20 protein-coding genes are annotated in these 24,089 nt (G+C 65.7%); 13 read left to right on the plus strand and 7 right to left on the minus strand.

Features of this window, described 5'->3' with window-relative positions; translation table 11 throughout:
* Nucleotides 1-3: 3 nt before the first annotated feature.
* Genes EN745_RS03040 through EN745_RS03050 form a run of 3 tightly spaced genes read right to left on the minus strand, consistent with a single transcriptional unit; the run spans nucleotide 4 to nucleotide 3,094 of the window.
* Nucleotides 4-1,584, minus strand: coding sequence for a 5-guanidino-2-oxopentanoate decarboxylase (locus EN745_RS03040; protein ID WP_127420516.1), 1,581 nt, complete (start codon nucleotides 1,582-1,584; stop codon nucleotides 4-6).
* Nucleotides 1,581-2,252 (minus strand): TetR family transcriptional regulator C-terminal domain-containing protein, encoded by a 672-nt coding sequence (locus EN745_RS03045; protein ID WP_126056890.1) that lies wholly within the window; start codon nucleotides 2,250-2,252, stop codon nucleotides 1,581-1,583. Before EN745_RS03045 ends, EN745_RS03040 begins: the two co-directional genes overlap by 4 nt.
* Complete coding sequence (locus EN745_RS03050; RefSeq protein ID WP_126056891.1) at nucleotides 2,222-3,094, minus strand: dimethylarginine dimethylaminohydrolase family protein; 873 nt, start codon at nucleotides 3,092-3,094, stop codon at nucleotides 2,222-2,224. The genes EN745_RS03045 and EN745_RS03050 overlap by 31 nt, the downstream gene beginning before the upstream one ends.
* Before the next feature lie 208 nt (nucleotides 3,095-3,302).
* On the opposite strand from EN745_RS03050, the gene EN745_RS03055 reads away from it, so the two are divergent.
* The 7 genes from EN745_RS03055 (at nucleotide 3,303) to EN745_RS03085 (ending at nucleotide 9,727) form a co-directional block, all read left to right on the plus strand.
* Nucleotides 3,303-4,121, plus strand: a complete 819-nt coding sequence (locus EN745_RS03055; RefSeq protein ID WP_245455278.1) for an ABC transporter ATP-binding protein — start codon at nucleotides 3,303-3,305, stop codon at nucleotides 4,119-4,121.
* A gap of 57 nt (nucleotides 4,122-4,178) precedes the next feature.
* Nucleotides 4,179-4,973, plus strand: coding sequence for a transporter substrate-binding domain-containing protein (locus EN745_RS03060; protein ID WP_126056892.1), 795 nt, complete (start codon nucleotides 4,179-4,181; stop codon nucleotides 4,971-4,973).
* A gap of 167 nt (nucleotides 4,974-5,140) precedes the next feature.
* Nucleotides 5,141-5,851 (plus strand): ABC transporter permease, encoded by a 711-nt coding sequence (locus EN745_RS03065; RefSeq protein ID WP_245455279.1) that lies wholly within the window; start codon nucleotides 5,141-5,143, stop codon nucleotides 5,849-5,851.
* The gene (locus EN745_RS03070; RefSeq protein ID WP_126056893.1) at nucleotides 5,851-6,660 is read left to right on the plus strand and encodes an ABC transporter permease; all 810 of its coding nucleotides are present in this window, start codon (nucleotides 5,851-5,853) and stop codon (nucleotides 6,658-6,660) included. Before EN745_RS03065 ends, EN745_RS03070 begins: the two co-directional genes overlap by 1 nt.
* A 111-nt stretch (nucleotides 6,661-6,771) precedes the next feature.
* Entirely contained in the window at nucleotides 6,772-7,776 is a 1,005-nt protein-coding gene (locus EN745_RS03075; RefSeq protein ID WP_126056894.1) for an Ldh family oxidoreductase, read from the plus strand.
* Nucleotides 7,777-8,179: 403 nt separating this feature from the next.
* Nucleotides 8,180-8,632 carry a DoxX family protein gene (locus EN745_RS03080; RefSeq protein ID WP_126056895.1) on the plus strand — a complete coding sequence of 151 codons (453 nt, stop codon included), beginning with the start codon at nucleotides 8,180-8,182 and terminating at the stop codon, nucleotides 8,630-8,632.
* 120 nt (nucleotides 8,633-8,752) lie between these two features.
* A complete protein-coding gene (locus EN745_RS03085; RefSeq protein ID WP_126056896.1) occupies nucleotides 8,753-9,727 on the plus strand; it encodes a complex I NDUFA9 subunit family protein in 975 nt (324 codons plus the stop codon).
* A gap of 20 nt (nucleotides 9,728-9,747) precedes the next feature.
* Here the strand turns inward: EN745_RS03085 and EN745_RS03090 are convergent, their stop codons facing one another.
* Nucleotides 9,748-11,121, minus strand: coding sequence for a cytochrome P450 (locus tag EN745_RS03090; RefSeq protein ID WP_126056897.1), 1,374 nt, complete (start codon nucleotides 11,119-11,121; stop codon nucleotides 9,748-9,750).
* Nucleotides 11,122-11,322: 201 nt separating this feature from the next.
* On the opposite strand from EN745_RS03090, the gene EN745_RS03095 reads away from it, so the two are divergent.
* The 3 genes from EN745_RS03095 (at nucleotide 11,323) to gyrB (ending at nucleotide 17,229) form a co-directional block, all read left to right on the plus strand.
* Nucleotides 11,323-11,892 carry an NADPH-dependent FMN reductase gene (locus EN745_RS03095; protein ID WP_126056898.1) on the plus strand — a complete coding sequence of 190 codons (570 nt, stop codon included), beginning with the start codon at nucleotides 11,323-11,325 and terminating at the stop codon, nucleotides 11,890-11,892.
* Between the two features lie 151 nt (nucleotides 11,893-12,043).
* Nucleotides 12,044-14,596 (plus strand): caspase family protein, encoded by a 2,553-nt coding sequence (locus EN745_RS03100; RefSeq protein ID WP_245487619.1) that lies wholly within the window; start codon nucleotides 12,044-12,046, stop codon nucleotides 14,594-14,596.
* Nucleotides 14,597-14,757: 161 nt separating this feature from the next.
* A complete protein-coding gene (gene gyrB, locus EN745_RS03105; protein WP_127406074.1) occupies nucleotides 14,758-17,229 on the plus strand; it encodes a DNA topoisomerase (ATP-hydrolyzing) subunit B in 2,472 nt (823 codons plus the stop codon).
* 56 nt (nucleotides 17,230-17,285) lie between these two features.
* On the opposite strand, the gene EN745_RS03110 is transcribed toward gyrB, so the two are convergent.
* From EN745_RS03110 to EN745_RS03120, 3 genes are read right to left on the minus strand one after another with little or no spacing between them, the layout of a single operon-like run.
* Nucleotides 17,286-17,654, minus strand: a complete 369-nt coding sequence (locus EN745_RS03110; RefSeq protein ID WP_210213726.1) for a hypothetical protein — start codon at nucleotides 17,652-17,654, stop codon at nucleotides 17,286-17,288.
* Nucleotides 17,641-19,332, minus strand: a complete 1,692-nt coding sequence (locus EN745_RS03115) for a hydantoinase B/oxoprolinase family protein (RefSeq protein WP_127406073.1) — start codon at nucleotides 19,330-19,332, stop codon at nucleotides 17,641-17,643. Before EN745_RS03115 ends, EN745_RS03110 begins: the two co-directional genes overlap by 14 nt.
* Nucleotide 19,333: 1 nt before the next feature.
* Nucleotides 19,334-21,418, minus strand: coding sequence for a hydantoinase/oxoprolinase family protein (locus EN745_RS03120; protein WP_127420518.1), 2,085 nt, complete (start codon nucleotides 21,416-21,418; stop codon nucleotides 19,334-19,336).
* Nucleotides 21,419-21,638: 220 nt separating this feature from the next.
* Between EN745_RS03120 and EN745_RS03125 the strand changes: the two genes are divergently transcribed.
* The 3 genes from EN745_RS03125 to EN745_RS03135 form a co-directional block, all read left to right on the plus strand.
* Nucleotides 21,639-22,466, plus strand: a complete 828-nt coding sequence (locus tag EN745_RS03125) for a ferredoxin--NADP reductase (protein ID WP_127420519.1) — start codon at nucleotides 21,639-21,641, stop codon at nucleotides 22,464-22,466.
* Between the two features lie 220 nt (nucleotides 22,467-22,686).
* A complete protein-coding gene (gene deoC / locus EN745_RS03130; protein WP_126056904.1) occupies nucleotides 22,687-23,733 on the plus strand; it encodes a deoxyribose-phosphate aldolase in 1,047 nt (348 codons plus the stop codon).
* A 52-nt stretch (nucleotides 23,734-23,785) separates the two neighbouring features.
* The coding region (locus EN745_RS03135; RefSeq protein ID WP_127420520.1) for an aldehyde dehydrogenase family protein at nucleotides 23,786-24,089 on the plus strand (304 nt) is incomplete at its 3' end.

Below are 24,089 nucleotides of genomic sequence, written 5' to 3' on the forward strand. Positions count from 1 at the left end.
TGCTCAATCCACCGTGATTTCGATGACCCGCGGCTTGCCCGCCGCCCGGGCGCGCTTCAGCACATCCGCCAGGCCGTCGGCGCAGGCAAGCCGCTCGGCAGCGATGCCATAGGCCTCGGCCAGCTTGCAGAAATCCGGCGGCGCCGGCGAGACGCCGACCGGCTCGACGCCGACATCGAGCATCGAGGTCTCGATTTCGCGATAGCCGCGATTGTTCCAGACGACGAAGATGACCGGGGCATCGGCATCGAGCGCGGCACCCAGCTCCGGCAGAGTGAACTGGAAGCCGCCATCGCCGGTCAGGCAGACGACCGGCGCCTCCGGCACGGCAAGGGCCGCGCCGATCGCCGCGGGCGGACCGTAGCCCAGCGCGCCGAAGCCGGTCGCGGCGTTGAACCAGCCGCCGGGTCGATCGTGGTCGTAGTAGAGGTTGGCGGCATAGACCGGCTGCGTCGAGTCGCCGACGATGATGGCGCCGGGCAGCGCATCGCGGATCGCCTCCACGGCGCGCATCTGCGCCACATAGTCCGGCCTCAGCTCGGCGAACGCGGCCTCTCGTGCCGCGGCCGCCCAGGCATTGCCGTCTTGCGCGGCGACGGGATCTGAGCCGAGCTCCGCCAGCAGGGCACCAAGCGCCTCAGCGCAATCGGCCCGGATACCGACCGTCACCGGACGGCGCGCGAGCTGGTCGGCGCCGATGTCGATGCGGATCAGATTGGCGGGCAGGACAAAGCCGCCATCGCCATAGCCGTCATAGTCCGTCGGGCCGAATTCGGTGCCGGCGGCGATGACAAGATCGGCCTCCGCCATCAGCGCGCGCACCGCCTTCAGGCTGGGGCTGGCCGGCACGCAGAGCGGATGGCCATGCAGCAGGCCGCGCGCGTTGGTCGTTTCGACGACCGGCGCGCCGAGCCTCTCGGCCAGAAGCCGCAAGGGCGCCTCGGCCCATTTTGCGCCGCCGCCGGCCAGGATCAGCGGGCGGCTCGCGGTCTTGCAAAGACTTGCTGCCTGCGCGATTGCGGCAGCGTCGGGAGCCGGCGGCGCCGCATTGCTCAATGAGGCGACAATGCCGTCGGCCGGCTTGACCATGACATCGGTCGGGATCTCGACATGGACCGGGCCGGGACGCGACGACGCGAGCAGCGCGAAGGCACGGGCCAGCACGCCGGGCAGCTCCTTGGCCTCGGTAATGCGCTCAGAAGACAGCGCCACCTTCTCCATCATGCCGCGCTGGTCGGGCAGTTCGTGCAGGAAGCCGAAGCCCTTGCCAAGCGTGTCGGTAGCATTGACGCCCGAGATAACCAGCATCGGAACCGAATCGGCGCGCGCCTGACCCATGGCGGTGATGGTGTTGGTGAGCCCCGGACCGGTGATGACGAAGGCGACGCCAGGCCTGCCGCTGGCGCGGGCATAGCCGTCGGCCATGAAGCCGGCGCCCTGCTCATGGCGCGGCGTGATATGGCGGATGCTCGAACGCGCCAGGCCGCGATAGAGCTCGACCGTGTGGACGCCGGGGATGCCGAAAACGGTGTCGACGCCATGCGCCTCGAGCAGGGTGATGAGGGCCTCGCCGATGGTGGTCATCGTTCTCCTCTTTCTGGCGCAAGGCCGAGTTCGGCCTCGACAGCCTTGATGCCAATCGCTGCCAATTCGCCGGGCTCGAACATATCGCCCGCCAGACAGCCTTCGATCCAGAGCCCGTCGATGATCGCGTTGATCGCGATGGCATGGTGGCGCAGTTGGCTTGCGTCCGGTTTGCGCTGTTCTGCAGCGAGCACCTCGGCCACAACCGCTTCCACCTCGTTGCGAAAGCCAAGATAGCCTTCGCGGTGGGCATGGGCCAAGGTCGGATCCGCATTGGCGCGGCCGATGAAGGTTGCCCAAAGCGAAAACACCCGCGCGTCGACGATCGGCGTGTTGAGGTTGGCGGTGACGAAAGCCGCAAGACGTTGGCGCGGAGAGGCATCTTCCATGACCAATGCTGCTTTGGCCTGCTCGGTCATGCGGCCGACCAGCGCCGCATATGCCTCCTGCAGCAATTCTTCCTTGCCGGGGAAATAATGCCGGATCAGCCCGGCGGTGACGCCGGCACGCAAGGCGATGGCGCGCAAGGTGGCACCTTGCAGACCATGTTCCGCCACGCTATCCAGAGTCGCTTCGATCAGATCCTGCCGCCGCCGGTCCTCGCCCTCGCGACGGAACTTGCGGCGGGATGGCGCATTCATCGGCGCAGGATCGGCCGCGTCAGGCATGTCGGCCCACCTTCGCAGGCGATGCAAAGCGCATCCGCCTCGAAGATTTCAACCGTGCAGCCGGCGGCTTCCATCGCGGCTTTGGTCTTGGGAAAGCCTGCAACGGCGATGACTTTGAGCGGGCTGGTCGGCAGTACGTTTAGGCTGAGGCCGTTGGAAGCGGCGAACTCTCCGGCGTCGCCTTCGACCAGCCGGATGCCTCGCGCCTTCAGCATCTGATAGAACGGGGCCGGCAAGAGCGGGGAATAGACCAGTGCGAGGTCGTCGGCCAGCGGGCTGATCACCGACATCAGATGCAGGCACGCCTCTTCGCCCTGCCACAGCGGCAGGTCAAAACCGTAGACGGAAATGCCCAGCGGCGTCAGCAGGTTTGAAACCTGCTGGATGCCTTCCTGATTGGAGCGGACACCGCGCCCGATCGCCAGCGTGCGGCCATCAACCCATACACAGTCACCGCCTTCGACCTGGCCAGGAGCCTCGACGCGGCCCAGGATCGGAATGCCCAGTCTTCTGTAGGTCTCTTCATGCAGCGAGGGCTCGCTGGCGCGCAATGGCTTGCCCATGTACAGGATCAGCGCGCCGCGGTCGGTCATCAGCGATGGGTCGTGCGTGAACACCGAATCCGACAGGCCGTCGTCCGTGTCCTCTATCCATTCGATTTCGGCGCCGGAAGCCGCCACCAGTTCAGCAAGGGCCACGTGCTGCGAGGCTGCTTTCGCCGGGTTGAAGCCGGGGCCATAGTGCCAGGCAGCCCTGTCGGCGTCGCGCATGGCGTTGGCTGCCGACCGCATCAGCACGCGCCGCAGCGGCGCCGCCATGGACTGTGATCCGAAAGCGCTCATCAATGCCCTTTTAAGATGAAAAAAGCCGAGAAAATTTCATGGAAGGCTATTTATACACTTGCGCAACAAGGCCGCAAGTGCCGTAATGAGCGGGATTGACGGGCTCGCGCTGTCGGGTCCATGCTGAAGTCTGGAGCGGGACAGTGCAGCGTATGTTGATTAGCCGGATGGACGTTCGACGACCTGCCGTCGCCCCTGCAGAGGCCACATGGTGAGCGCGGTGGAAGCTGCCGCAGTGCGATCCGGCGAGGCGCAGAGCGGCGCCGCCGAAGCCATCCATGTCGAGAACCTGCACAAGAAATTCGGCGAACTGCACGTGCTGAAGGGTGTGTCGCTGTCGGCGCGCGACGGCGAGGTGATCGCCATCATCGGCGGATCGGGCTCTGGCAAGTCGACGCTCTTGCGCTGCATCAACTGCCTGGAAAACCCGACCAGCGGCATCATCCGCGTCAATGGCGAGGAGATCAAGCTGAAGGCCGACAGCCACGGCCACACGGTTCCCGCCGACCGCAAGCAGATCGAGCGCATCCGCTCCAGGCTGGGCATGGTGTTCCAGAACTTCAACCTGTGGAGCCACATGACGCTGATCGAGAACGTCATCGAGGTTCCGGTGCATGTGCTGGGCGTCAGGCGCGAGGAGGCGGTCGCCCAGGCCGAGAAGCTGCTGGCGCGTGTGGGCCTCGCCGAGAAGCGCGACGTCTATCCGGCCTATCTGTCCGGCGGCCAGCAGCAGCGCGCGGCGATCGCCCGGGCGCTGGCGATCAATCCGCGCGTCATGCTGTTCGACGAGCCGACCTCGGCGCTCGATCCGGAGCTGGTCGGCGAGGTGCTGAAGGTGATCGGCGACCTGGCGCGCGAGGGACGGACAATGGTTCTGGTCACGCATGAAATGAAGTTTGCCCGCGAGGTCGCGACGCATGTCGTATACCTCTGCAACGGGCTGGTCGAGGAGGAAGGACCGCCGGAACAGCTGTTCGGCGCGCCCAAATCCGAAAGGCTCAAGCAATTCCTCCGCAACGTCGGCTAGGGGCCGGTGTCAAGCGGAGCGAAAAACCGGGAACAACAACAAACTGGGAGTTCTGAAATGAAGACTGTTCTCAAGACCTTCGCCGCGGCGCTGCTGTTCGGCGTTGCCGCGATGGGTGCGGCCAAGGCGGATCAGGTCAAGATCGGCGTCGCCGCCGAGCCTTATCCGCCGTTCGCCTCGCCGGATGCTTCCGGCAAGTGGGTCGGCTGGGAGGTCGACTTCATCGACGCCGTCTGCGCCGAGGAGAAGCTCGACTGCGTCATCACGCCCGTCGCCTGGGACGGCATCATTCCAGCGCTGACCACCAAGAAGATCGACCTCATCGTCGCCTCGATGTCGATCACCGAGGAACGCAAGAAGACGATCGACTTCTCCGACAAGTACTACAACACGCCGACCGCGATCATCGGCCCGAAGGACCAGAAATTCGGGGCCACGCCGGACGATCTCAAGGGCAAGGTGGTCGGCGTACAGGTGTCGACGGTGCATGCCGTCTACGCCAAGAAGCACTTCACCGGAGCGGCCGAGGTCAAGGAATACCAGACCCAGGACGAAGCCAACCAGGATCTCGCCGCCGGCCGCGTCGATGCGGTGCAGGCCGACTCCATCGCGCTGGGCGAATTCCTCAAGACGGATCAGGGCAAGGCCTGCTGCGACCTGAAGGGCATGGTGGCTCAGGATGACGAAGTGCTCGGGCCGGGCGTTGGCGCCGGCGTGCGCAAGGAAGACACCGACCTGAAAGACAAGATCAACGCCGGCATCAAGGCGATCCGCGCCAACGGCAAATATGACGAGATCTCGAAAAAGTACTTCGATTTCGACATCTACGGCGGCACCCCGCAGTCGAACTGACGCATCCCGCATGAGCGAATGACCTCACGGCCCGCCTGCCGGGCCGTGAGGTTCCGCCGAACCTGCCATGATGCTTAGCGCCGGCGTGGACCGCCAGCGGTCATGGCTCCAGCAATCCGGGGGCGAAGCTGATCGACGCATTTCTTCCGGCCTCGGCGGCCGGCATCATGGAGCTGCTCTCGCCCACACCGCCGGGCTGGGGCGGAACCCTGCTGGTCGGCTTGCTGCATTCGATCGAGATCGCCCTCGGCGCCACATGCCTCGGGCTTCTGATCGGCACCGGCGGGGCCTATGGCAAGCTCTATGGCGGTCCGGTGGTGCGCGACCTGCTGGCGGTCTACACCACCGTGGTGCGCGCCGTGCCGGAGCTGGTGCTGATCCTGCTGCTCTATTACGCCGGGACCGACCTGATCAACCAGCTGCTGACCGCGATGGGCTACCAGCACGTCGACATCAGCGGGCTGGCGGCCGGCATTTTCGTGCTCGGCTTCGTGCAGGGAGCCTATTCGACCGAGGTCATCCGCGGCGCCATCCTATCCATCCCGCAGGGGCAGATCGAAGCTGCCCGCGCCTATGGCATGCCGCCAAGCCTGCTGCTCAGACGCATCACCTTGCCGGCGATGCTGCCTTTCGCCATTCCCGGCCTTGCCAATCTCTGGCTGATCGCCACCAAGGACACCGCGCTGCTGGCCGTCGTCGGCTTCTTCGAACTGACCCTTGCCACGCGGCAGGCCGCCGGCGTCACCAAGGCCTATCTGACTTTCTACGTCGCGGCGGGCGCGCTCTACCTTTTGCTGTCGCTGTTCTCCAACCTGATCATCGGCCGCGTCGAGGTGTGGTCGCGGCGCGGCATGCCTTCGGTCAAGGAGGCGCGCTGATGGCCAACGAAGCCGTCGTCGTCAACGCCGTCGCGCGCGCCTCGCTGTGGCTGCAGCCGCATCGCATTGTGCTGATCCTGATCGCGCTGGGGCTGGTCCTCGGCGCCGCCTTCTTCATGCGCTGGGACTGGCTGCCGCAATATTGGGAAATGGGTCTCATGGGCATCTGGCGGGCGCTGTGGATCCTGGCCGTCACCTGCTCGCTGGGCTTCCTGCTCGCGGTGCCGCTCGGGCTGGCGCAGGCCGGTGGCCCGTTCTGGTTCGCCATGCCGGCCAAGGTCTTCTGCACCATCATCCGGGGGACGCCGCTGCTCCTGCAGCTCTGGCTGCTCTATTACGGCTTGGGTTCGCTGTTTCCGCAATATCCATGGATCCGCGACTCCTGGATGTGGCCATATCTCAGGCAGGCCTGGCCCTATGGCGTGCTGGCGCTGACCCTGTCCTTCGCCGGCTACGAGGGCGAGGTGATGCGCGGCGCCTTCGCCGGCGTGCCGAAGGGGCAACTGGAAGCGGCACGCGCTTTCGGCATGAGCCGCTGGAAGATCTTCCGCCGCATCTGGCTGCCGCAGGCCTTCTACCGGGCGCTACCGACGCTGACCGGCGAAACGGTGCTGCAGCTGAAGTCGACGCCGCTGGTGGCAACGATCAGCGTCATCGACATCTTCGCCGTATCGTCAAAGGTACGGCAGGACACCTACCTCACCTACGAACCCTTGCTGCTGCTGGCGTTGATCTATATGGCCATCACCGGCATCCTCGTCTTCGCCTTCAGCCGAATCGAGGCGCGGATCCCGGTCAAGATCGGTTAGAAGTGAGTAGCGAATAGCGAGTAGCGAATAGGACACGAGGCGGCCAACAGCCCACCATTCCCATTCGCTATTCCCTACTCGCTACTCGCTGCTCACTAGGAACCCATCACCATGCAACTCAGTCTCGATCAGGCAACAGGGCTGTGCCGGATGGCGGCGCTTGGCGCCGGCGCCAACGAGGAAAACGCACAGTCGCTCGCCGCTTCCATCGTCGCGGCCGAGGCGGAAGGGCTCACCAGCGTCGGGCTGACGCATTTCATCGACTATCTGGAGGCGATCGAAGCCGGCCGCATCGACGGCAATGCCGATCCGGTCATCACCAGGCCGGCGCTCGCCGTCTATCTGTCCGACGCGCGCGGCGGCCTCGCCCATACCGGCTTCGACCGCACGATCGAGGATCTCGCCAAGGCGGCAAAACTCTTTGGCGTCGCCATCTTCTCGCAGAGGAACGCCTATACTTGCGGCGCGCTCGGCTATTTCACCGGGCGGCTGGCGGCGCAGGGGCTGGTGTCCTTCGCCGCCACCAACGGGCCGGCGGTGCTGGCCGGCTCCGGCTCGGTCAAGCCGGTCTACTGCACCAATCCGATGTCGTTTGCCGCGCCCGCCGCCGACGGGTCGCCGCTGGTCATCGACCAGTCGTCCAGCGCCACCGCCTTCGTCAACATCCGCAGGGCGGCCGAGGACGGCAGGAAAATTCCCGAGGGCTGGGCGCTGGACGCCAGCGGCAATCCGACCACCGACCCGGCGGCTGCCATGAAAGGCGCCATGCTCGCCTTTGGCGGCCAGCGCGGCGCCAACATCGCGCTGATGGTCGAGGTGCTGGCGGCGGGCCTTTCCGGTGCCAACTGGTCGCTTGACGCGCCCTGGTTCACCGGCGGCCCGGACAGCCCGGGAACCGGGCTTTTCGTGCTCGCCGTCGAGCCCAAGCTGCTCGACCCCGATTTCGGGCAGCGCATGCGTGACCAGCTCGACCGCCTGCGCCGCCGCTATGGCGTGCATGTGCCGGGACGTGCTCGGGCCGAGGCGGCGGAGAAGGCCGTGGCGCGCGGCATCACCGCGCCCAAGGCGGTGATCCAGCGCATCTCCGAATTCGCCGAGCGCTATTCCTCCCGCTGACTTCGCGGCCCGAGCCCCGCGGTCTACCTGAGCCCGGCATTTAGGCGCGGCTTTTCGCACCCGACTGAACCTTTTTGCTCGTCGCGGCGACCCATCTCCAGCATCTCACACCGCGAGCCGCAGGGGTGGCTTTGTCGCGGCTTGCGGTTGGCGGCGCCGTGCCGGGCGTTCAGGGCTGGGGCGGGCGTGCTTGTTCACGCCGAACTTGATGCCGTCTCAGGTCAGGCCGTCTCGTCAGACCCTGTTTCGGTGCGCGCGACGCCCGGAAAACCCCGCTTCGGCGGGGTTTTCTGCGTTTCACGCCTGACGCGATAAAACATTCTTCTTTTGGTCAACTTTTGTTTATTTGACTGCATTCCCGCAATCGGGCGTTTGCGGGATCGTCGCAACAAAGGAGACCTTGATGTCCGCGAGTACCGATATGTCGAGCAAGAGACTTTTCATCCCGGCCCTCGGTGGCTTCTACGCGGCCTTGAACAACACGGCTGAAACCGTCCTGCGCGCAGTAGCGGGCATCTTCCTCGCCATCCACGGCTCGCAGAAGATTACGGACCCGTTCGGCGCCACCGAGATGGTCGAAGGGCTCGGCTTCTATCCGGGCGCCTTCTGGTCGCCGCTGCTTGCCTGCACCGAATTCTTCGGCGGCATCCTGATCGCCATCGGCCTGTTGACCCGTCCGGCCGCGTTTGCCGGCCTCATCGTGCTCCTGGTCACGGTGTGGTTCCACTGGATGAGCATGGGTCAGGGTTTCTCCGGCGCGGAAAAGTCACTCATCTGGGCGGCGATCCTGCTCTTCTTCGTCATCCGCGGCGGCAACAGCCAATCGGTCGACGCCCGGATCGGCAGGGCGTTCTGACGAGGGCAGAAACAAGCCTCGTGATTGGTTCCGCATGCCCTTTGCCTTTGGCGCGAAACCGACTATGAAACGGCTTCAGCCAAGAGCCAGTGCCACTTGGAAAGCGCGCCGGAGCCAGCCATGACCGAAATCCTGCAGATCCCAAAGCTCGTCGTCGTCTTCGGCGGCTCCGGCTTTGTCGGCCGTCATGTCGTGCGGGCGCTGGCCAAGCGCGGCTACCGCATCCGGGTCGCCTGCCGCCGCCCCGATCTTGCCGGCCATCTGCAGCCGCTCGGCAATGTCGGCCAGATCCAGCCGGTACAGGCCAATGTGCGCGTGCGCTGGTCGATCGACCGCGCCGTGCAGGAAGCCGACCATGTCGTCAACCTGGTCGCCATACTGCATGAGAGCGGGCGGCAGAAGTTCGGCGCCGTGCACGACTTCGGCGCCCGCGCCGTGGCCGAGGCTGCGCGCTCGGTCGGCGCCGGCCTCACCCACATCTCGGCGCTGGGCGCCGATCTCAATTCGCAGTCGGTCTACGCGCGCACCAAGGCGCTCGGCGAGAAGGCCGTGCTGGAGACGATCAGCGACGCCGTGATCTTCCGGCCCTCGATCAATTTCGGCCCGGACGACGGCTTCTTCAACCGCTTCGCCAACATGGCGCGCCTTTCGCCGGTGCTGCCACTGCTCGGCGGCGGCCAGACCAAGTTCCAGCCGGTCTATGTCGGCGACGTCGCCGAAGCCATCGCGCGCTCGGTCGACGGCAAGGTCGAAGGCGGCCGCATCTACGAGCTCGGCGGGCCGCAGGTGCTCACCTTCAAGGAATGCATGGAAGAACTGCTCACCGTGATCGACCGCAAGCGGATCCTGGTGCCGGTGCCGTGGTGGGTGGCGAACCTGCAAGCCTCGATCCTCGGCCTGCTGCCCAACCCGCTGCTGACCAAGGACCAGGTGCTGCAGCTGCGCGCGCACAACATTGTGTCCGACCAGGCCGCCCGGGAAAGCCGGACGCTTGCCGGCCTTGGCCTGCAGCCGCAGTCGATCGGAACCATATTGCCGAGCTATCTCTGGCGCTTCCGCGCCGCCGGCCAGTTCCAGCGCAAACCCGCGGCCTGACCGCGAAACCAGCCAAGCGGCTATGAACCGCGTACGGTGACCTGCATCGGCAGGCCGCCTTGCGGCTGCGTCGTCAGCTTCTGCACCGGCCATGGGTGGGTTTCGGGCGTGCTGTCGAAGCGGAAGCGCGACAACAGGATGGCAAGCGCGATGATCGCCTCCTGCATGGCGAAGCTGGCGCCGATGCAGACGCGCGGGCCGGCGCCGAAGGGTAGATACTGGAAGCGGTCGATGCGGTCGCGGTTTCCCGGATGGAAGCGTTCCGGCATGAAGGCATCCGGCCTGTCCCACAGCTTGCGGTGGCGGTGGACGACCCAGGGCATCACCAGTACGGCGGCATATTTCGGTATATGCAGGTCGTTCCAGGTTTCCGGCTCGATCGGCTCGCGGTTGATCGACGGCGCCGGCGGATAGAGCCTGAGCGCCTCCTCGAAGGCAGCGCGGGTGAGCGGCATGGCGTCCAGCCATTTTGTTGGATCGGGCTCCCGCGACAGCACGTCGTCGATCTCGCGCTCGATCTTGTCGCGCTCCCATGGCGCCTCGGCCAGGCAATAGAGCGTCCAGCCGAGCGCGCGGGCCGTCGTCTCGTGGCCGGCGCCGATGAAGGTGATGATGTTGTCCTCGACTTCCGAGCGCGTCAACCCGTCCGGCCCTTCGGCCTTGAGCAGAAGTGTGAGGAAGTCCTGCGGCACATGATCGGGGTCCCGCTTCAATCGCTCCTCGCGCATCTTCACCGTGCCGGCGACGATGTCGCGGAAATAGGCCATGGTCTTGCGGCCGCGGATGCGGGTGAGCCGCGGCAGCCATAGCGGAGCGCGCAGGAGGTCGAGCGGATCGACCCGGCCCATGGTCTCGAACAGGCGGTCGATCTCCTTGGCGAAGCCGCCGGGTTCGCCGGCGATCTCGCCGGAAAACAGCGTCTCGGCAAGGATGTCGAAGGTGAGCAGCGTCATGTCGTGCGCGATGTCGGTGGTGCCGCCCGCCTCGTAGCGGGCGACGAACTCCAGCGTGCGCTTCAGCATCGGCTGGGCGAAACCGAAGATGTGGCGCGGCGTGAACACCGGCGCCATCGCCTTGCGCGAGCGCTTCCACACCTCGCCTTCGGCGGTGAGCAGGCCGTCGCGCAGGATCGGGCGCAGGATCATCTGGCGCACCGTCGCCATCTTGTAATTCCTGGCATTGTCGACCAGCACATGGCGGATGAGGCCGGGATCGTTGGCGATGACCAGCGGCCCGCCGATGCCGTTCACCGAGATCCATGGCTGGTTGTAGGTCGGCTCGCCCCACAGTTCGAGCGGATTGCGATAGACGATGCGCATCATCTCCAGCGTCGACGGCGGCGAGGTACGCGGCTTCGGCGCCGGCGGCACGAAGGGGGCGGGCTGGGTGTCCATGGCTTGCTCCGCTTGTCCCTTCGAATGTAGTGGTTGCCTGGGCCGGCGTCCATGCAGCCGAAGGGCCGGACCCTGACCGCCCTCCCTTCGGCAATGTCCGCTCCCGGGAATCTGACGGTCCGCTCGCCGCGGCTTCTTGCCGCCTGCCGCCGCATGCCTTAGGGGCAGTCACCGACAGATACCCAGCGCAGGAGCCCCGCCTTGAAACACCGGCTGAACATCATCATCGGCAGCACGCGACCCGGCCGCGCCGGCCCGATCTTCGCTGAATGGCTGGACGGCTTCGCGCGCGAGCACGGGAAATTCGAACCCGTGCTGACCGACATCGCCGCGTTCGAGCTGCCGATGCTGGACGAGCCGCATCATCCGAGACTCGCCAGATACGAGAAGGAGCACACGAAGGCATGGTCGAAGGCGATCGACGCCGCCGACGCTTTCGTCTTCGTAGCGCCGGAGTACAATTATTTCGTGGCTCCCGCGATCGTCAACGCGATCGACTATCTGCTCAAGGAGTGGCGCTACAAGCCGGCCGCCATCTTCAGCTATGGCGGCGTCTCCGGTGGCCTGCGCGCGGCGCAAGCGGTCAAGCCGCTTCTGACCGCGGTCGGAGTGATGCCGATCCCGGAGGGTGTGGCGCTGGCGGCCTACAAGACGCTGCTCGACAAGAACAGCGCTTTCCAGCCCGGCGAGCCGGTCCTCAACGGCGCCAGGACCATGTTGGACGAATTGTTCCGCTGGAGCGAGGCGCTGAGGCCGCTGCGAGCCGGCTAGGCCGGTCGGTATACGCTCCGGGCTTGTTCGCGCCATAAAGAGATGAAATGCTCCCGCAAATGACCGGGCCGGGGCGGTTTGGACTTTGCGTCTTCTTCTTGCGCTATTGCTGATCCTTTGGACAAGCGCCGCCGCCCTGGCGGAGCGGCGCGTGGCGCTGGTCATTGCCGACAACGACTACCGACTGATCCGGCCGCTTGCGAACCCCGTCAATGACGGCGAGGCGATGGAAGCGTCGCTGAAGAAGCTCGGCTTCGAGGTCGTGCTCGAGACCAACCGGGACCTGCGCCGCACGCGCCGCGCGCTCGACGATTTCCGTGAGGACGCCAAGGGCGCCGACGTGGCGCTGGTCTATTTCTCCGGCCATGGCGTCGAGATTTCCGGCGATAACCGGCTGCTGCCCGTCGATGCCGACGCCTCCTCGCTCGCCGCGCTGGACAAGACCAGCCTGCCGCTGGAAGAGGTGCGCGAAGCGGTCGCCGCCACGGCCAAGGTCGGCCTGATCGTGCTCGACGCCTGCCGCAGCGATCCCTTCGCCGGCGCGAGCGGCGAGGGCCGCGGCGCGACGTCGCTGGCCAAGGATGCCGCCGACAAGATCAGGCCGGGTCTCGGCCGCGTCGGGCGGGCGGAGAACATCCTGTTCGCCTTTGCCGCGGCGCCCGGCGAGACGGCCGCTGACGGATCCGGCCAGAACTCGCCCTTCACCGCGGCGCTGACCAAGTACCTCGGCACCGACGGACTCGAAATCCGCTCGGTGCTGACGCTGGTGCAGCAGGAGGTCTACGATCTCAGTCGCGGCAAACAGCTCCCCTATGTCGAAAGCGGCCTGCCGCAGTTGTTCTTCGCCGCCACGACCAAGGAACAGCTGCCGGAACGTGAGCGGCTGCTGCTGGCCATGGCCGACGTGACGCCGGAAATGCGCGGCGAGGTCGAGCAGATCGCCAGCGACGCCGACATGCCGCTGGCGCCGCTCTACGGCGCGCTGATCAGCACCGACACCAGCCATCTTTCGGGCGAGAGCCTGAACGCCAGGCTGCGCGAGGCGGCGGATGCCTTCGTCAAGGTGCGCGGCGAGATGAAGACGCTGGCCTCGGACGACCCGCAGGTGACGGCGCTGCGCCGGCAGGCCGAGGAGCAGCTCTCGCTCGGCGCCTTCGACGCGGCGCGTGAAAAACTCGCGGCGGCGGCCGAGATCGACAGCACCTCGCGCAAGGCGCTAAAAGCCAATTTCGTCAGCCGCACACTGTCGGAAGCCGCAACACGCTATCTGTCGGCGGGCGCGGCGCGCGCCGACCTCGACTACGCCGCGGCGATCAGGGACTACGAGGAGGTGCTGTCGCTCTATGGCGAGGCCGGGCAGTCGGCGCTCAAGCTCGACGATGCCGACCGCCAGATCCGCACGCTGGACGAGCTCGGCAAGCTCTACATCACGGTCGGCAACACCGCCGCCGCCGGCCGCGCCTACGAGGCGCTGCTGGCCAATCTCGAGCAGCGCGTGCGGCAGGAGACCGACCCCAGCGTGCGGCGCGACCTCGCCGTCAGCCACACCAAGCTCGGCAATATCAGGATGACGCAAGGCGACCTGCCGGCGGCCCTGGACAATTACCAGACGGCGCGGACGATGCTTTCCGAGCTGACCGCGGCCGATCCCGGCCGGCTGGAATGGTTCGGCGACCTTGCCATGAACGACGACAAGATCGGCAATGTGCTGATGACGCAAGGCAACCTGGCCGGCGCCGCGCAGGCCTACCAGGAAAGCCTGTCGATCAAGAAGGAGCTCGCCGGCCATGGGCCAGAGCGCGACGACCTGCAGCGCGAGCTGACCATTTCCTATGACGAGATCGCCGGCCTTGCCCGTGCCGCCGGCCGGCTGGACGATGCGCAGGCCGCCTATGAGGAAAGCCTGAGGATCCGGCTGGCGCTGGCCGCGAAGCAGCCCGACAATGCCGAGCGGCAGCGCGACGTCTCGGTCAGCCATGACACGATCGGCGATCTCAAGCGCGAGCGCGACGATCCCGCCGGCGCGCTCGCTGCCTACCGGGACAGCCTGGACATCGTCGAAAGGCTGGCAAGCCGCGACCCGGACAACACCGAGCTGCAGCGCGATCTGTCGGTCGGCAACACCAAGGTCGGCAACGCGCTGAAGGACCAGGAGAACTGGCCGGCCGCCCTTTCGGCCTACCGGCAAGCGTTGTCTCAGGCCCAGGCGCTGGCCGACAGCGATCCGGACAACACGGACTGGCAGCGCGACCTCTCGGTCAGCCTGGAGAAAGTCGCGGGCGTGCTCGCCATCCAGGGCGATCGCAAGGGCGCGCTCAAGCTCTATCTCGACAGTTTCACCATCGTCGACAGGCTGGCCAGGCTCGATCCGGCCAATTCCGACTGGCAGCGCGACCTGTCGATAACACTGTCCGAGATCGGCATGCTGAAGGCCAAGCAGCGCGACATCAAGGGCGCGCGGAAGGCCTTCGAGGACAGCCTGGACATCCGCCAGCAGCTTGCCCAGTCCGACCCCGACAACGCCACCTGGCAGCGCGACCTGGTGGTCGCGATGATCGATTATTCTCAGGTCGCTAGGAACCCGAAGGCCGTGCTTTCCGAGGCGCTCGAGCGGACGCTGGAGCTCGACCGCAGCGGCCGGCTGGCGCCGCGATACAAGTTCATGATCAAGTTTCTCCAGGATCGGCTGGCCAGGACAAAATAGCCTGCGGCGCGGCCGCTTCCGGACAGCCGGCTTTCCCGCCTGGAAATGCCGGCAAACCTTGGAAAAACCGGCATTTGCGCCTATATCTAGGACATCAAAACGGCGCGATTCGGAGCCAGTTTCCAGCGCTGGACCAGCAGCCACCAATCAGACAGGTTTTCATGAGCGATCAGACTGAAAGCGCCAATGGCGCGGAAGCCGAGTACGGCGCCGATTCCATCAAGGTTTTGAAGGGGTTGGATGCCGTGCGCAAGCGGCCGGGCATGTATATTGGCGACACCGACGATGGCTCTGGCCTGCATCACATGGTCTATGAGGTGGTGGACAACGCCATCGACGAGGCGCTGGCCGGCCATGCCGACCTGGTCTCGGTGACGCTCAACCCTGACGGTTCGGTCACGGTCATCGACAATGGCCGCGGCATTCCGACCGACATCCACCCCAGCGAAGGCGTCTCGGCGGCCGAAGTGATCATGACGCAGCTGCATGCCGGCGGCAAATTCGATCAGAACTCCTACAAGGTGTCGGGCGGCCTGCACGGCGTCGGCGTCTCGGTGGTCAACGCGCTCTCGGCTTGGCTCAAGCTCAAGATCCGCCGCAATGGCGAGATCTTCGAAATGGGCTTCACGCACGGCAATGCGGACGCGCCGCTCAAGGTCACCGGCGGCTACGAGCAGGACAAGCGCCCCGGCACCTATGAGGGCCGCAGTGGCAGCGAGATCACCTTCTTCCCGTCGGCCGAGACCTTCACCATGGTCGAGTTCGACTATGGAACGCTGGAGCACCGGCTGCGCGAACTCGCCTTCCTCAATTCCGGTGTACGCATCGTGCTGACCGACGCCCGCCATGCCGACCTGGTCCGTCACGAGCTGCACTATGACGGGGGCCTGGAAGAGTTCGTCAAATATCTCGACCGGGTCAAGAAGCCGCTGATTCAGACGCCGATCGCGATCCGGGCCGAGCGCGACGGCATCACCGTCGAGGTGGCGATGTGGTGGAACGACAGCTACCACGAGAACGTGCTGGCCTTCACCAACAACATCCCGCAGCGCGACGGCGGTACGCATCTGGCCGGCTTCCGCGCCGCGCTGACCCGGCAGATCACCGGCTATGGCGATGCTTCCGGCCAGACCAAGAAGGAAAAGGTGTCACTGACCGGCGACGACTGCCGCGAGGGTCTGACGGCCGTTCTCTCAGTCAAGGTCCCGGATCCGAAATTCTCCTCGCAGACCAAGGACAAGCTGGTCTCCTCCGAGGTCCGCCCGGTGGTGGAAAGCCTGGTCAACGAAGCGCTGGGCACCTGGCTCGAAGAGCATCCGAGCGAAGGCAAGGTCGTGGTCGAGAAGGTGATCCAGGCGGCGGCGGCGCGCGAGGCGGCGCGCAAGGCGCGCGACATCACCCGCAAGAGCACGCTCGGCGTCACCTCGCTGCCCGGCAAGCTCGCCGACTGCCAGGAGCGCGATCCGGCCAAGTCCGAAATCTTCATCGTCGAGGGAGACTCGGCCGGCGGCTCGGCCAAGGGCGGCCGTTCGCGCCAGAACCAGGCCATCCTGCCGCTGCGCGGCAAGATCCTCAATGTCGAGCGCGCGCGCTTCGACCGCATGCTGAGCTCCGACATGATCGGCACGCTGATCACCGCGCTCGGCACCTCCATCGGCAAGGACGAGTTCAACGCAGACAAGCTGCGCTACCACAAGATCATCCTGATGACCGACGCCGACGTCGACGGCGCCCACATCCGCACGCTGCTGCTCACCTTCTTCTTCCGTCAGATGCCGGAGCTGATCGAGCGCGGCCATCTCTACATCGCCCAGCCGCCGCTCTACAAAGTGACGCGGGGAAAAAGCTCGCAATACCTCAAGGACGAAAGCGCCTATGAGGAATATCTGATCGATTCCGGGCTGGAGGAAGCGTCGCTGACGTTGGGCTCCGGCGAGGTGCGGACCGGCCAGGACCTGCATAGCGCCATCGACGACGCGCTGGCTGTGCGCCAGCTGATCAACGGGTTGCACACGCGCTACAACCGCAGCGTCGTCGAACAGGCGGCGATCGCCGGCGCTCTCAACGCCGATGTCCTTGCCGATCTCGGCCGCGCCAACGCCATGGCCGAGCGCGTCGCCAAGCGCCTCGACCTGATCGCCGAGGATACCGAGCGTGGCTGGACCGGCCGCCTGTCGACCTCCAATGACGGCGTCGGCGGCTATGTGTTCGAGCGCACGGTGCGCGGCGTGAAGGAGTTCGTGCAGCTCGACGCCGGGCTGATCAATTCGGCCGATGCGCGCCAGCTCGACCGCTATGCCTCGCGCCTGGCCGAAATCTACAGCGAGCCGCCCGTGCTGCGCCGCAAGGAGGTCTCCGAGACCATTGCGGGACCGCTGGCGCTGCTCAACGCGGTGTTCGCGACCGGCCGCAAGGGCCTGACCATGCAGCGTTACAAGGGCCTTGGCGAGATGAACGCCGAGCAGCTGTGGGAAACCACGCTGGACCCGAACGTGCGCTCGCTGCTGCAGGTCAAGGTCACCGACGCCACCGACGCCGACTCGCTGTTCTCGCGACTGATGGGCGACGAGGTGGAACCGCGGCGTGAGTTCATCCAGGACAATGCGCTGTCGGTCGCCAATCTGGACATCTGAAGCCGGCTTATGATAGCGCCTCGGTGGAGCAAGTTGCTCGCCGAGGTGCCGAGCAACTAACGGGTCGACTTCTCGATCGCGCTCAAAGCGGATAGCCCGCGCAACGGCGGCTCGCCTGCGTCGATTTGGGCGTTGATCAACTTTTCATCGTCATCGCTTTTATACGCCTTCGGGATGCTTCTGATCTGGGCCGGCAGATCCCAATCGGCTGGACGATCCCTGGGCGAGAACCATCGGCAGCGTTCGACTTCAACCCAATGACGCCGAAGCCGAAGACAGTTTTCCAATCCATCGTCTCCGTAGCCGAACTCGACGCCGCAGCAGTCACAGATGTTGAATGAGGGTTGCCGACCGTCCTCACCCCAGGGCAGGTCCGGATACTGGCTCAGCCCGCAGACGCGGCACTTGAACTTATCCTCGATCACCCCCGAACATCTCCCTGGCCTGCTCGGCCGTATAGTAGCCGAGCCTGACATCCTCGGCGACCAGCTTCGGGTCACGCTCGCCCGGATCGCCATAGCCGCCGCCGCCCGGGGTGCCGACGCGCACGCGGTCGCCGGCCTTGAGGGAAATGTCCTGCTCCTTGGACAGATGCGGCGGCACATGCGCCTCGCCGCCGCGGAACACCGTCACCGTATTGGGCGCGCCATCCTTGCCGCCGAGCGCGCCTTGCGGGCCGAAGCGGCCATGGTCCATGACGAAGGAGGCGCGGGCATCGCCGCGCAGGATCTCGACCTCGTAGGCCAGACCGAAGCCGCCGCGCTGCTTGCCGGCGCCGCCCGAACCTTCGCGCAGCGCATAGTGGCGGTAAAGCACCGGAAAAGCCTGCTCCATGATCTCGACCGGCGGCGACTTGGAGATGCCGATGGTCGAGCAGCCATTGGTCAGGCCATCATGGCCGGCATTACCGCCATAGCCGCCGCCGGAGATCTGGTACATGACATAGTCGCGGCCGCGCGCCGGATCGTTGCCGCCGAGCGCGAAATTGCCGCTGGAGCCGGCCGGGGCGGCCGTCACCTTGTCCGGCAGCGCCTGGACCATGGCCGCAAAGACGGCCTCTGCGATGCGCTGCGAGACCTCCGCCGCGCAGCCCGAGACCGGACGCGGATAGCGGGCGTCGAGGAAGGTCCCTTCCGGCCGCTTGACGTCAAGCGGCTCGAAGGCGCCGGCGCTGATCGGCACATCCGGGAAGATATGCCGCATGGCGAGATAGACCGACGACAGCGTCGTCGCCAGCACACTGTTCATCGGCCCGGCGCAGGGTTTCGAGGAGCCGGCGAAGTCGAAGGTGAGCGTGTCGCCCTTTTTCTCGACGGCGAGCGCAATCGTCAGCGGCTCGTTCACCACGCCGTCGGAATCGACGAAGGCCTTGGAGCGGTAGACGCCGTCCGGAATGGCGGCGATGTTGGCGCGCATCTGGTCGGCCGCGCGGCGGCGCAGCTCGGCGATCGCCTCGATAACCGTTTCATTACCGTAACGATCCAGGATTCCGTTGAGCCTGTCCTGTCCGATCAGCAGTGCCGCGGCCTGGGCGCGGATGTCGCCGATGCGCTGGTCGGCGACGCGGATGTTGGAGCAGATGATGGCGTAAATCTCCGGATCGAGCACGCCCTTCTTGAACAGTTTCACCGGCGGCAGCCGCAACCCCTCCTGCTCGACGGCGGTGGCCGAAGCGGAAAAGCCGCCCGGCACCGAACCGCCAATGTCCGGCCAGTGGCCGGTGTTGGAGAGCCAGCAAAAGATCTTTTCGCCGCGGTAGACCGGCATGACGAAGCGCACATCCATCAGATGGGTGCCGCCGAGATAGGGATCGTTGACGATGTAGATGTCGCCCGGCTCGGGCGCCAGGCAGCGGCCATCGGCGATCATCTCGATCACGGTTTTCGTCGAATACTGCATGACGCCGACGAACACCGGCAGGCCCTGGCTGCCCTGCGCGATCAGCGAACCGTCAACCGCCGAATAGATGCCGTCGGAGCGGTCATTGGCCTCGGCGATGACGGGCGAGAACGCCGCGCGGGAAAACGTCAGATCCATCTCGTCGCAAACCTGCTGCAGTGCCGCCTGCAGGACCGAAAGCGTGATGGTGTCGAGCGTGCTCATCTCAGGCCTCGCCGATGTCGATGATGATGTTGCCGTCGGCGTCCGCGCGTGCCGTGTCGCCGGGCTCGAGCACGGTGGTGGCGTCCATCTGTTCGAGGATCGCCGGTCCTTCGATGACGGCATCGAGCGGCAGTTTTTCGCGGGCATAGACAGGCGTGTCGTGCCAGGTGCCGTGATACCAGACCGGCCTGGTCTCGCACCGGGCTTCCTCTAGCGTCGCCGCGCGCCCAGCCGGGTCGATCAGCCGCGAGAGATCGATCGCCGGGCGCACACCGGTGACCGAGGTGTTGAGGTTGACGAGGTTGGCGCGGATCTCCGGCAACTCGACCTTGAAGCGGGCGAAATAGGCTTTTTCGAACAGAAGCTGCAGCGTCGCGCGGGTCACGGTAGACGATGGCAGCGGCACGTTGATGATGTGCGTCTGGCCGACGAACTGCATGTCGGCGGAGTGTGTGACGCGGATCGTGTCCGGCTTCACCGCTTCCTTGGCAATCAGCTCCTCGCCTTCGCTCCGGTGCCGTTCCAACACCTCGTGAAGCAAGGCTTCATCGAGCAGCGCCACCGGCTGGTTGATCGTGTTGACGAAGTCATGCCGGAGATCGGCGACGACGCAGCCGAGCGCGTTGGTGATGCCTGGCCGCGCCGGGACCAGCACCTTTGGCAGCCCAAGCTCACGGGCGAGTGCCGTCGCGTGCAGAGGCCCGGCGCCGCCGAAGGCGAATAGCGCGAAATCGCGCGGGTCGTGGCCGCGCGCCACCGAGACCATGCGGATGGCGCCGGCCATCTTGATGTTGCCGAGCCTCAGGATTGCGCCTGCCGCCTCGACGCCCGAGAGGCCGGTGCGCTTGCCGATCCTGTCTTCGAATATGCCGGTGACGCGCTCGACGGTGACCGGATTGTCGACGGCGAGCAGTTTCTTCGGCGCCAGCCGCCCCAGCACAAGATTGGCGTCGGTGATGGTCGGCTCGGTGCCGCCGCGCCCGTAGCAGATCGGGCCCGGATTGGCGCCGGCGCTTTCCGGGCCGATCTGGATCAGGCCGGCCGCGTCGACACGCGCGATCGAGCCGCCGCCGGCGCCGACCGTATGCACCGCCACCATCGGCACATGGATCGGCATCGCATATTCTATCTCGATCTCGTTCGACACCGCGGGCTCGGCATTGCGGATCAGCGCCACGTCGGTCGAGGTGCCTCCCATGTCGTAGGTGACGAGGTTCTCGAAGCCGGCGCGCTTGCCCGTATAGGCGGCCGCGATGACGCCCGAGGCCGGGCCGGACATCACCGTCTTTGCCGATTCCCGGGTGACGAAGCGGGCCGAGATCATGCCGCCATTGCCGTTCATGATCAGGAAGTCGCGGGCATAGCCCTTCGCGGCGAGTTCCTTGCGAAGCCGCTCGACATAGCGCTCCAGGATCGGCTGCACCGAGGCGTTGACCGAAGCGGTCACGCCACGCTCGAATTCGCGCGCTTCCGACAGCAGCGCATGGCCGGTTGTGATGTGGCCGTTCGGCCAGATCCCCCTTGCGATCTCGGCCGCGCGCCGCTCATGCGCAGGATTGGCGTAGGAGTGCAGGAAGTGGATGACGAGTGACTCGCAGCCGGCGTCCAGCAGCCTCTGCACCGCATCACGCATGCCTGCCTCGTCGAGCGGGACGCGAACCGCCCCTGATGCCTCGACGCGCTCCGCGACTTCGAGCCTGAGATCGCGCGGAATGACCGGCACGAATGTCCCCGTCATGCCGTAGGGCTGCGGCCTCGTGCGCCGGCCAAGCTCGATGACGTCGCGAAAGCCGAGCGTGGTGATCATGCCGGTCCTGGCCAGCCGGCGTTCTAGCACCGCGTTGGTGGTGGTGGTCGTGCCATGCACGATGAGGTCGATGCCGTCGACAGCAAAGCCTGTCGCGCCGAGCGCCGAAACGACGCCGAAAGCCTGGTTCTCGACTGTCGTCGGGGTCTTGGCGATATGCACCTTGCCGGCATCCTTGCCGTCGATCAGGATGAGATCGGTGAAGGTGCCGCCGACATCGATGCCGGCGACGACGCTGCCCAGGGAATCCCGCGGTTGCGCCGAAAAATTCTCTTTCATTGTCGAAACCCGAAATGCGCGGACTACGGATATGCCTCGGTTTGGAAAGGCGTTTTACGCTACCATCTTGACGCAAATATCATTTGTATACTAATAAATTCCGGACACAAGAGCTTACCGCTTGGCAGTGTGCGAGGAGCACGCCGGAACCTGACCGTTCGGGCGCGCAGGAGAAGGTTTGGCGCCAGCGCCATAAGCCTGGGCCAGAAGGTTGGGTTTGATGAACACGACACCAGCGTTGAACGCCGCCGGCGCCAAGCCGCTGCAGTTCCCGATTCCGGCCAATGTCTATGCCGAAACCGTCGTATCGGTGAAGCATTACACCGACCATCTGTTCTCGTTCCGCATCACCCGGCCGCAGTCGCTGCGCTTTCGCTCCGGCGAGTTTGTCATGATCGGCCTGCCCAATGCCGAGAAGCCGATCTTCCGCGCCTATTCGGTCGCCAGCCCGGCCTGGGACGACGAGCTGGAATTCTTCTCGATCAAGGTGCCGGATGGTCCGCTGACCTCCGAGTTGCAAAAGATCCAGGTCGGCGACACCGTCATCATGCGCCAGAAGTCGACCGGCACGCTGGTGCTCGACGCGCTGACGCCCGCCAAACGCGTGTTCATGATCTCGACCGGCACCGGCATCGCGCCCTTTGCCAGCCTGCTGCGCGATCCCGACACCTATGAGAAGTTCGACCAGGTCATCCTGACCCATACCTGCCGCGACAATGCCGAGCTCACCTATGGCCAGGAACTGGTGGCGGCACTCGAGAGCGATCCGCTGATCGGCGAGCTGACCGGCGGCCGCGTCACCCTCTACAATTCCACCACGCGCGAAGAGTCGGCGCGCATGGGCCGCATCACCGCGCTGATCGGCTCGGGCAAGTTCTACACCGACCTCGGCATCGACAAGCTCAATCCCGAGACCGACCGCATCATGATCTGCGGCTCGATGCACATGCTGAAGGACGTCAAGGAACTGGCCGAAAGCCTCGGCTTCCAGGAAGGTTCGCTCAGCCATCCCGCCAGCTTCGTCGTCGAGCGCGCCTTCGTCGGCTGAGCCGTAGCCGGGAGGCTTCAGCTCCCGCTCAAATCCGTTTTGACCATGCGGTCAAAAATCAGCTGATTTCGCGGCCTTTTTCCGCTATGAGCCTTTTGAGGACTCGTGGAGCACTGCTTCACGGGCTATCTTCGTGCGTGTCGCCCAAAGCTGTCGAGTGGTCTTGGGGAACGACGCGCACGAAGCATTAAGCGCAAGCCGCTGAATGGAAGGGCAGGAGATGAGCAGCACAATCCGCGACGCCGACCTCGGCGCGTCCAAGGTCACCTCGCTGCCGGCGCGCGCCGCCGCCAACACGCCCGTGCCGCAAGGCCATATTGCGCGCAATCCCGGCATGCGGCTCGATCTCGGCTTCCTGGAATCGGTGCGCAGCGTCAACCGTTCGGCGCTGGAGCGCCGCGTCGCGACGCTGACCAAGCGACGCTCGATCAAGGCCGACAACCAGGCGGCCTGGCTGCTGCGCGCCGTCGCCTGCATGGACCTGACGACGCTGAACTCCAATGACACCGACGAGCGGGTGCGCCGGCTCTGCGCCAAGGCGATCAACCCGTTCCGCCGCGATATCGTCGAGGGGCTGGGCATAGAAGGCGAAACCATCCGGCCGGCCGCGGTCTGCGTCTACCATCCCTTCGTCGCCACGGCCGTCGATGCGGTGCGCGGCACCGGCATCCATGTCGCTGCCGTGTCCACCGCCTTTCCGCACGGCCTGGCGCCATTGTCGACGCGCCTGCAGGAGATCGAGGCCTCGGTCCGCGACGGCGCCGACGAGATCGACGTCGTCATCCCGCGCGGCCTGGTCTATGGCGCGAAATGGCAGGAGCTGTTCAACGAGATCGTCGCCATGCGCGAGGCCTGCGGCGACGCGCATCTCAAGGTCATCCTTGGCACCGGCGACCTCGCCACGCTGCGCAACGTCATGCTGGCCTCGATGGTGGCGATGATGGCGGGCGCCGACTTCATCAAGACCTCGACCGGCAAGGAGAGCGTCAACGCCACGCTTCCCGTCGGCCTCGCCATGGTGCGCGCCATCCGCGCCTATTTCGAGGAGACCGGCTACCTCATCGGCTTCAAGCCGGCCGGCGGCATTTCCACCGCCAAGGTCTCGCTCGACTGGCTGGTGCTGATGAAGGAAGAGCTTGGGCGACCGTGGCTGGAGCCGGAGCTGTTCCGCTTCGGTGCGTCCAGCCTACTCACCGACATCGAGCGTCAGCTCGAGCATCATTTGACCGGGCACTATTCGGCCAACCATCGCCACGCGATGGCCTAGCCCGCGAAGTCGCCCGCCAAGAACCAAAAACCTCCTGCGGTAGGAGCGCCCCATGAACATTCTCGAACGCTATCACGCCATGGAGTACGGCCCGGCGCCGGAGGCGCGCAACGAGGCGGATGCCTGGCTCGCTGGCCGCGACTTCTCCAAGGCGCTGTTCATCGGCGGCGAGTGGAAGGCAGCCGCCGGCGGCAAGACCTTCGAGACCAGCGAGCCGTCCTTCGGCAAGCTGCTCGCCAAGCTTTCGGATGCCGGCGCCGCCGACATCGATGCGGCGGTCGCGGCCGCCACGAAGGCGCTGCCGAAATGGAGCGCCAGTTCGGGCTACCAGCGCGCCAAGGTGCTCTACGCCATCG

The organism is Mesorhizobium sp. M4A.F.Ca.ET.022.05.2.1, assembly GCF_003998845.1.
Taxonomy (GTDB): Bacteria; Pseudomonadota; Alphaproteobacteria; order Rhizobiales; family Rhizobiaceae; genus Mesorhizobium.

What these genes read in the sequence shown, in the direction of transcription:
- EN745_RS03115 (WP_127406073.1), bottom strand. Translation starts at nt 19,332, where the DNA reads ATGAGCACGCTCGACACCATCACGCTTTCGGTCCTGCAGGCGGCACTG.
- gyrB (WP_127406074.1), top strand. Translation starts at nt 14,758, where the DNA reads ATGAGCGATCAGACTGAAAGCGCCAATGGCGCGGAAGCCGAGTACGGC.
- EN745_RS03045 (WP_126056890.1), bottom strand. Translation starts at nt 2,252, where the DNA reads ATGCCTGACGCGGCCGATCCTGCGCCGATGAATGCGCCATCCCGCCGC.
- EN745_RS03120 (WP_127420518.1), bottom strand. Translation starts at nt 21,418, where the DNA reads ATGAAAGAGAATTTTTCGGCGCAACCGCGGGATTCCCTGGGCAGCGTC.
- EN745_RS03040 (WP_127420516.1), bottom strand. Translation starts at nt 1,584, where the DNA reads ATGACCACCATCGGCGAGGCCCTCATCACCCTGCTCGAGGCGCATGGC.
- EN745_RS03055 (WP_245455278.1), top strand. Translation starts at nt 3,303, where the DNA reads ATGGTGAGCGCGGTGGAAGCTGCCGCAGTGCGATCCGGCGAGGCGCAG.
- EN745_RS03070 (WP_126056893.1), top strand. Translation starts at nt 5,851, where the DNA reads ATGGCCAACGAAGCCGTCGTCGTCAACGCCGTCGCGCGCGCCTCGCTG.
- EN745_RS03075 (WP_126056894.1), top strand. Translation starts at nt 6,772, where the DNA reads ATGCAACTCAGTCTCGATCAGGCAACAGGGCTGTGCCGGATGGCGGCG.
- EN745_RS03065 (WP_245455279.1), top strand. Translation starts at nt 5,141, where the DNA reads ATGGAGCTGCTCTCGCCCACACCGCCGGGCTGGGGCGGAACCCTGCTG.
- EN745_RS03090 (WP_126056897.1), bottom strand. Translation starts at nt 11,121, where the DNA reads ATGGACACCCAGCCCGCCCCCTTCGTGCCGCCGGCGCCGAAGCCGCGT.
- deoC (WP_126056904.1), top strand. Translation starts at nt 22,687, where the DNA reads ATGAGCAGCACAATCCGCGACGCCGACCTCGGCGCGTCCAAGGTCACC.
- EN745_RS03060 (WP_126056892.1), top strand. Translation starts at nt 4,179, where the DNA reads ATGAAGACTGTTCTCAAGACCTTCGCCGCGGCGCTGCTGTTCGGCGTT.
- EN745_RS03085 (WP_126056896.1), top strand. Translation starts at nt 8,753, where the DNA reads ATGACCGAAATCCTGCAGATCCCAAAGCTCGTCGTCGTCTTCGGCGGC.
- EN745_RS03125 (WP_127420519.1), top strand. Translation starts at nt 21,639, where the DNA reads ATGAACACGACACCAGCGTTGAACGCCGCCGGCGCCAAGCCGCTGCAG.
- EN745_RS03080 (WP_126056895.1), top strand. Translation starts at nt 8,180, where the DNA reads ATGTCCGCGAGTACCGATATGTCGAGCAAGAGACTTTTCATCCCGGCC.
- EN745_RS03050 (WP_126056891.1), bottom strand. Translation starts at nt 3,094, where the DNA reads ATGAGCGCTTTCGGATCACAGTCCATGGCGGCGCCGCTGCGGCGCGTG.